The organism is Shewanella sp. 1180_01, from assembly GCF_052850535.1.
Window position 1 is genome coordinate 1 of sequence record NZ_VXCT01000093.1, and the last position, 7,851, is coordinate 7,851.

The following is a 7,851-nucleotide window of genomic DNA, read 5'->3' on the forward strand; positions in this document are numbered from 1 at the left end:
TGGCTGAGATTTACGGCATTAGCCGCAACACTTACCAACGTTGGGAAAATGGCCGTACAACTGCGCCCTATGACGATGTGACATCGATATGCCTTGATGTGTTTAAGCTTTCGATTGAGAAGATAAATGAGGTGGCCAATGGGCTTTAGCGATGAACCCGAGCAGAGGATGAACATCAAGGCGTTGCGGTTAGGGTTATATCGCTGGGGCCGCTATTGGGTGCACCAAGAGTTGGGCAAGGGGTTTTCGAACCGCAGCGCCTGCGACCGTTTAGGCGAAGCCTTGGGCGGTGGCAACCTAAAGCATGAACTCAACGTGCCTGCCCATGTCGCGCATTATGACCACCTCGTTGAGCAGTTATCCCTTAACTGCAAACGCGCCATCCGCGCCCATTACCTGTGCAAAGAGCAGTGGGCCTTAATGGGATTTGACAGTAAAAAGTCTTACATCTTCTGGCTAAGAAAAGCCGAAATGGCACTGCTAGATAGGATGAGTTAGAAGGAACGCCCTCTTGCGAGGGCTAGCGGGTTAGACGGTTGTCCACCAAGACTGCTAACCCGTTGACAGGATTTTATCAAAGGTTCGGACAGATATCTATGCAAAGTAATTCGCTATTAAATGATGATGAATATACGAGATCAATACAGTTGATATGGGCGCGCTATATTTCACTTCAATTAAGCGTTTAAGCCTCGGGCACTCGGAAACACTCTTTCATTAAATCTCGTTCACCTTTTTCTATACCGGCTTCCGTTGCAAGTTCTTCCCACTTTGAAATAGTTCTAGTGACTTTTTGATAAATTTCGTCAGCAGTTTTCGTGTCGAGCTGAAAGTACTCTGCAACGTCAAAGGCTAGATCAACCTCTAATGCATTGTCTCTGTCATCAATGTTTAGATGTAAGCCTGTTGCATTTTGTGTTGGATTAATATCGTATGCTGGTGATAAGCGCCATCCCGTAGTATCAAAGATAAAGCCGTGGTTGCGCAGATGGTCATCACTATTGGAAACCATGATGTTAAATAGCATTCGCGTCCAAAGCTGTTTCAAATCTTCCTTAGTATTTGAACCATTTATGGTCAGAAATTCTGCTAGTTCAAGGTAGCTTGCTCCGTCGTCATTACCATCGAAATATTCTAATTGCGTCATAGCCGAAGTGAATAGAAGTCTTTTGCCACCTTCGACGCGATCAAAACGTTTCGTGAGGAAAATATGATGTTCTGAACCAATAGACTGTACTTTACATTCTGACATATTGATCCCTGCATCAATGGCCATTCTGTAAACTATGTATTCCCATAGACCAATATCATATTCATCATGCTTGCTAGGGAATTTAGCTAACCAGAGAGTACCGTCAACATCTTTAATTGATGCCTTAGGTCGAGCTCCACCAAGTGATGAACCGGGAGATATGAGCATATTTAGCCATTTTAGGTAGTCTGGGTTATCAAAATCAGGCTTATTTTCTATTCCATAGGCCGCTTGCTCAAGCTCTGGAAGTGAGGTTATCGCTGGCGCTGCAAAATCTTCATTATCATCAAGGAAATTACCATCATGTGCAGTGCGAAACCTTAAGGCTCCCATTCTAAAAGAGTCATGCACCCCTAATAAATAGTTGGTTTCGAACAGAGTGTTTGCTTTGCGCTTTTCGGTACGAGCAATGACAGCTTCTCGGCGCTGCATCAGCAAGCGCCCCCAACGATCAGGGCAAGAATCTAGAAATGCTTTGAAGTTTTTATCGTCGGCAGAGTGCTGTTCCCCAATATACAATTTAAGCGATGGATCGATTTGAAGAGCGTATTTGGAATTAAGCCAGTTTTGATCATAACTAAAACTAAAATGTTCTTTACCGCGGATGACAGATGACCTTAACGTCCCTACAAACAATGGTGCGTCAGCATCAAGCCAGTCGGCGTAGACAAATATTTCCATCTTTGAATTCTCTATCATTTTTTGTTTAGCAATTCGATGTCTTGTAGCTTTCTGCCAAGCTCATCATCAAGTGCAACTTTGCCCAGATCTTCCAAAAGGCCGAGAACGGCGAGTACGTTTACATAATGACCCATCGAAACGGATGGATCACCTTTGGTTATTTTTCGTAAGGTCGGTTTAGATATTCCTGTTCTGTTAAACATCATTTCTTGGCTGATCCCACGGCGCTTCATTGCCAGCATGATGTTTTCACCTAAGTTGTGCAGTATTTTCATGTCGCGTGGGAATACCGTTGCACTGCGTTTAGATGGTGCATCTTCTTTTTTATTTATCATAATGAAACTATGTTTACATTTTTTTGCGGTATGTGAAACTTTAGTTTCATATGTAGGCACTGTCAAAGTGTTTCTAAGTATCCAAGGAAGTTCGGAGTAGCTTTGTGAAGCTATAATTTCATAAATCATAATTTTATGAAATTATAGTTTCACCATCCTTGTCTGTACGGTGATGAAAAACGTCACAACTATTCTAGTAAACCTTTGCATGTCCAGTTCGGTGGTTTAGGTGATCAGTGGTGAGAAAGGGCATGAGCTTAGGTGCGAGTTTATTCTAGAAGAGCTGACTGGTTCACGCGCCTAAATCCGCCATTCAGCGTTCGTTTGGGCTAAAGTACTCTTGCACCAAAGTGTTATTACAAGGAGAAGTTGATGAACAAACTGCTACTTTATTGCCCTACAAATTCAGCTATGTCCCCATGTTGTGGATGTACTTTGAGCAAGTCATTGTCGCTGACTCGCGTTTGTTGCAATGCCAGTTGGATCTATGGCAAGGAGGTTTTGAGCAGACTTTTCGCTACGCACAAGCCATGCTGAGCTTTTTAATGGCCGCAAAAGATTTAAACATCGTTGGCAGTATTAAAAGCCAACAGCTTTTTTTGTATTGGAAATTACAAGGGGATACTCAACTGATAAACTAAGAGTTAGCGAAGGCCTTCAGTGCTTCCCATTACGAGCTACCAGAGACTAAGTTGGGACTGAAATGGCTCTTGCAACGACGAACCGTCACCTAGCCAAACATCAACAAGTGAGCATAAGACACTAATCAAGTGGACAATCCATAACGTAAAGCTGGCCAGATTGTTTTGACACTTCTGGCCAAAAAATCGGAAAGATGGTCAAAAAGATGGAATATACACTTGTATATTCCGCCCTAACGCAACGACAACTCCGAAACAGATTGGCCAGTCTTCCGCAGAAAATGGCCACACTTCATAGTCCTACTCAAGATTTATCAGTGAGTCAAAATGGGTTAGATTCCTCATTTCCCTTGCTATTCCGTTTCTTCATTCTCAAATATATAAGCCGTAATATATAACAATTGATAGTGAAGCCTACGGAATACGATATGATCCTCAGAAGTAAGCTGTTACCTTTATCAACTAACGGGGAAACTAGTTCTATGATGAACTGTGACCAAGGAAGTGAGCCAAAATAAAAAACTCCACCGAAAACGTTAAAAGCCTTTGCCCACAAAGTACCTTTTCCAAAGCCCCACCATGCAGCATAAAAGCCCAATGCAAACATAAGAAAAGTAAAAATAATCCCTAGTTCTCTACAGAATGATTTATCTAATTTCATTCTTGAATTTTCTCCATTTCTTGAACCCTTTCTTTAGCATTATCCTCAAGGTTTCCAGGTAATACGCTCGGCTTTACGTCTACATCCTTTAATACGGTAGAGACTGATGCAGCACATTCAAATGGCGCAGCCCCTCCTACTTCAACCATGCTATTTTGTATAGTAGCTTCTTGCTCAGCAGTTGTAGGTATTGTTACAACGGAAATCTCACTGCCCACTGATTCGTGAAACTGGGTGTAATCTGATAGTGTTGAAGTAGTAAATACATCTCCACTTCCTCTAAACTCTCCACTAGATGGTGAGTAGCTTCCTGCTGGATCATAGAGCATTGTATTCCCATCTCTATTCGTCATGGTTGCCGAATGAGTACTAACCCCATAATCTTTAACTGTTATTAATAATGTCTCCCTTCCATCTGGATCAGTATATTTGTATGGGTTGTTATTCGCATAGGCATAGCGATTAAAACTATGAATATCCTTAAAGCCAACAGGATCATTGCTGTAAAAACGCCCAATCAGTGGATCATAGTATCGTGCCTGCATATAGGTCAGACCTAAGTCTTTATCTTGCAGGTGCCCCGTATATCCTATCCCTTCTTTATCACCTCCAATGCGCTTACCAAAAGGTTCATAGTGACTACGGCTATTAGAAATTATATTGCCCTGTTCATCAGACTCAGCAACCACGGAGCCTAACATATCCGTATGTTGGTATCGCACGACCGCAGCATAGGTAGGCATACAGATAAATATAGCTAACAGCAAAATGAATTGTTGCCATAATTTCATAATTAATCCTTTACTGTTAGTCATTACATATCCACTCCACCGCTAGTTCCACTTGCAGTGGCTTGTTTCGTCGTTTCGCCTGCACCAGCAGTACAAGTCAATGTAATCAAATAAACAGACCCATTAAGAGGATAAGTCATACTGCCACTAGTTCCAGATATAATATCTGTCCCTTGAACGGCACCATTAAGACTTCTTTTCACACTCCCAGAACAAGATACTGCCAGGTCACTAATCCATGTTATTAGATGTGCTGGAATATCTACCACTTCGGGACATAACTTTTTGGGAGGACAATAACTTCCTATTAATGTTCTTCCTACTGTTATGCTCACAGTAGGAGGAGGTAAGCCTGCCTGGGCATTATCCACTTCGACTACTAATTGCTTACCTAAATACACACTATCTATTTTTGTACCATTAGCCGCCTGTCGATGTAGTAACTGGCCCCCCTGACTATACACAGTGTAATGACTACCATCTGTTTTAGTTTGCTTTACCCTCCTATTATGACCATCATAAACATAGCTAATACCTTTAGCCGCAGTCATTTGTTGGCCTAAATTATAGGCAAGGCTATACCGTCCATTATTGGTAGTATTGCCACGAGCATCATATTGGTAACCATAGGCATAGGCGCCAGTAAGGTTGTTTAAGCGATTCAGTGCATTGTAATTGTAGTTAATAGTTGAATTATTCATACTGCGGCTAAGGACATTTCCCAGACCATCATAATTGTAACGTCCAGTGCCCCACTTACCATCTGCAGACATTAATCTGTCCACACCATCATAAACTAGATTATCGACATCGTTATTACGGTCTACCCAATCAATCAAACGGGCTAAATTGTCGTTATAGTCATAACTTGGGTCTAGACTGTTCTTAACAGAGCGACCTTTAACATCTGTTATTGCATCTATTCGGCCAGTCGTATCAAGTGCAACATTACGTACTATGCCGTTACCATAGGTAAATTGCTTAATTTGGCCGTTAGGATGGTAACTCACGGCTGTTGCGTAAACTCCTGCTCTTGTAGGTTGCCCAAGAGCATTAGGTGAGTATGTAACTATCGCTCCAGAAGGGTATTTAAGCGAACTTAATGCCCCCAGATTATTATATTCCCAATCTAAAACAAAATTGCGTCCATCTAATAATAATGTTTCTTTCTCTATACTGCTCCGACTATTATACAAGTAACTCCAGCTCACAGGCCCTGCAAGCAAAGATATTAAATTGCCATTGGCGTCATAACTGTAGGTTTTATCAGGGGTGCTATCGGGGAAGTTCTCGCTGCGCAGTTGCCCTAGATTGTCATAAGCTAACAATGTCTTATGAATGGCAGGTACTGCGCCCGCATCACAGCTTGTAGTCGAACCATTGGTTCCCTGAGCTAGCCATATCGGTTGACGTTGACCATTATAGCCAAATGCAGTAATCCCCGTTTCAGGGCGTACCTGTTTACACAGTTGTTGATAAGCATCATAGAGGCGAGTTTCAGTGACATTACCTTGACGAATATTGGCTACTTGGTCAAAAACATTATATTCAATTGCAATTTCATCACTGTTTGGCGCTTCGATTAACGTCGGCTTGTCAAAGGAAGGTTCCCCATAAGCAAGGTAGGTTGTAGTGGTGGTATTATTTTCACCATCAGTCACAGCAACTTTATTACCTGCGAGGTACTCACGACGGCTAGTACTACCATCACTGGTTCGAGTCTGAGTTGCAATACGACCCAGCACATCATATTCGGTCTCCATCCCTATACGATTACTTGCATCAGCACTCGCAAAGCTTGATAACGTAGGACGATTTTCATGGTCATAGGCCATGGTTTGATATCGAATTGTCGATGCGTTAGCTGTATCACGTTCACTGGTAAAGATAGGTCGCAATAAACCATCATGATAAATACGTTTTTCGTAATTACCTTGTGAAATAGTTTGGCGCAAACTCCCAACAGCAATGCCACTGCCACTGATACCATCACCACTGATGTTGACGGTCGCGTAACTAATGATCTTATCTGCCCACTTGGGGTCTGCATAATCAATTCTAGTTAACCAACCAATAGGGTTGTAATTATATGAAGTTTTATTGCCATTAAAGTCAGTCACACTTTTAGTTGTACCATCAGGATTGACTTCAAGTAGAGCAACTAAGGTATTAGAAGTGCTCCCATTGGTAGTGTTGCAGCCATTAGTGATTGCGCAAGGAATAGTTATCTTGCGAGCTTTTCCACGGTAATATTCTTCATAAATCTCATAACGGTTAGTGTCATTAAAATTTATTTTTTTAATATTTCCGTCGCTATGGTAATCGGAATATGTAGCAAATAGTTTTCCATACTTACTTAATTGATGTGGTAGTGATTTGTATTGTGTTTCTGAAGGGTAAAAAGTTCTCTCATCAACAACAATAGCAGAAGATAGCGTCTCACCAATTTTAATGCTTTTAATGCTTGATAAAAGCCAGTTGTCGGTGTCGTTGTAATATTCTATTGCTTTATAAAGTTCTTTGCCATAACCAGAGCTGTGAATGATTTGTGGTTGATTGTATTTGTTTATTTCTAAATATTCATTTTTTGATTCAGAATTATCTTCGATAGTTACGACGTTTTTTATCAAAACATCTTTTTGTGTAGACTCTCGGTTTCCCATTGTATTTTCTAGAATATCTCCATATATGTAGCCGTCTTGATATTCATTTAATGTTGTTCGTTTTAACGTGCCATTGCTGCTATAGTACTCTATTGCTAATATTTTACCTTCAAGAATAGATTGACTATCTCTATTGATATAATACTTGGTTAATGCTCCAGACGGCGATTCAATAGATGTTGTCTTGGTTGTTAATCTATTGATGCCTCTTGGTACTGGTTCTGGTATCTTATATTTTTCTTCAACATTATGTATGTTTTTTGTTAATTCCACTGCTTTTGCTGGAGCAGACTCTGAATATTTATAATTCCATATTAAAATTTCATTCCCTGTATTTATGCTTTTTTTAGTTAAACTGTAATTCCGAAAACATTCAGGGTAATTTGCGCCTGCGATAGTAGCTCTGACTCTATTTTGAAGTACATTTTCAAATTTAAAGTTTCCAATTGTTCCATCTGGATGGGTTACACTCATTTCAATTGGATCATCAGTAAAGCAGCCATTACTAGGTGGTAAGCCTGCACCATAGTCAATGGGCATATTTTCCTCATCAATTGAATCAATGCTTAAAACATTATATTTCCAATATTTACTATCTGGACTTGTAACGATGAGATTACTCCAGAATTTACCTTCATCTTTATAAGTCCAAGTTTTGCTATCTGAATCAGTAGGGCCCTTTATTGTAACAGTCTTAATATTATTTCCATAACTAACTTTAAGGACTCTACCATCATTTCCTTCAATAGATGAAATTAAACCTTTTTCAAAAGAATCAGAGTTGTATTTGTAAATAACAAAGTTATTAAATCTATCTTCTACTTTAG

The 7,851-nt window shown here is 40.4% G+C and carries 7 protein-coding genes; 3 read left to right on the forward strand and 4 right to left on the reverse strand.

Annotation, left to right across the window (positions count from 1 at the left end):
* Positions 1-8: 8 nt before the first annotated feature.
* Positions 9-149: a hypothetical protein gene (locus tag FW758_RS23715; protein ID WP_446446689.1), complete on the forward strand. Its 141-nt coding sequence runs from the start codon at positions 9-11 to the stop codon at positions 147-149.
* Positions 139-498, forward strand: coding sequence for a hypothetical protein (locus FW758_RS23720; RefSeq protein ID WP_446446725.1), 360 nt, complete (start codon positions 139-141; stop codon positions 496-498). Before FW758_RS23715 ends, FW758_RS23720 begins: the two co-directional genes overlap by 11 nt.
* A gap of 187 nt (positions 499-685) precedes the next feature.
* Here the strand turns inward: FW758_RS23720 and FW758_RS23725 are convergent, their stop codons facing one another.
* Complete coding sequence (locus tag FW758_RS23725) at positions 686-1,933, reverse strand: type II toxin-antitoxin system HipA family toxin (RefSeq protein ID WP_446446726.1); 1,248 nt, start codon at positions 1,931-1,933, stop codon at positions 686-688.
* A 14-nt stretch (positions 1,934-1,947) separates the two neighbouring features.
* The gene (locus FW758_RS23730; protein WP_446446727.1) at positions 1,948-2,268 is read right to left on the reverse strand and encodes a helix-turn-helix domain-containing protein; all 321 of its coding nucleotides are present in this window, start codon (positions 2,266-2,268) and stop codon (positions 1,948-1,950) included.
* A 350-nt stretch (positions 2,269-2,618) separates the two neighbouring features.
* Between FW758_RS23730 and FW758_RS23735 the strand changes: the two genes are divergently transcribed.
* Positions 2,619-2,909 carry a hypothetical protein gene (locus FW758_RS23735; RefSeq protein ID WP_446446728.1) on the forward strand — a complete coding sequence of 97 codons (291 nt, stop codon included), beginning with the start codon at positions 2,619-2,621 and terminating at the stop codon, positions 2,907-2,909.
* A 657-nt stretch (positions 2,910-3,566) separates the two neighbouring features.
* On the opposite strand, the gene FW758_RS23740 is transcribed toward FW758_RS23735, so the two are convergent.
* The gene (locus FW758_RS23740; RefSeq protein ID WP_446446729.1) at positions 3,567-4,361 is read right to left on the reverse strand and encodes an RHS repeat-associated core domain-containing protein; all 795 of its coding nucleotides are present in this window, start codon (positions 4,359-4,361) and stop codon (positions 3,567-3,569) included.
* A 23-nt stretch (positions 4,362-4,384) separates the two neighbouring features.
* Positions 4,385-7,851, reverse strand: a 3,467-nt coding sequence (locus FW758_RS23745) for an RHS repeat domain-containing protein (RefSeq protein WP_446446730.1), incomplete at its 5' end; no start/stop codon positions are given.

Bases quoted from the DNA above. Each gene is read 5' to 3' on its own strand.
- FW758_RS23720 (WP_446446725.1), top strand. From the start codon at position 139: ATGGGCTTTAGCGATGAACCCGAGCAGAGGATGAACATCAAGGCGTTG.
- FW758_RS23725 (WP_446446726.1), bottom strand. From the start codon at position 1,933: ATGGAAATATTTGTCTACGCCGACTGGCTTGATGCTGACGCACCATTG.
- FW758_RS23730 (WP_446446727.1), bottom strand. From the start codon at position 2,268: ATGATAAATAAAAAAGAAGATGCACCATCTAAACGCAGTGCAACGGTA.
- FW758_RS23740 (WP_446446729.1), bottom strand. From the start codon at position 4,361: ATGAAATTATGGCAACAATTCATTTTGCTGTTAGCTATATTTATCTGT.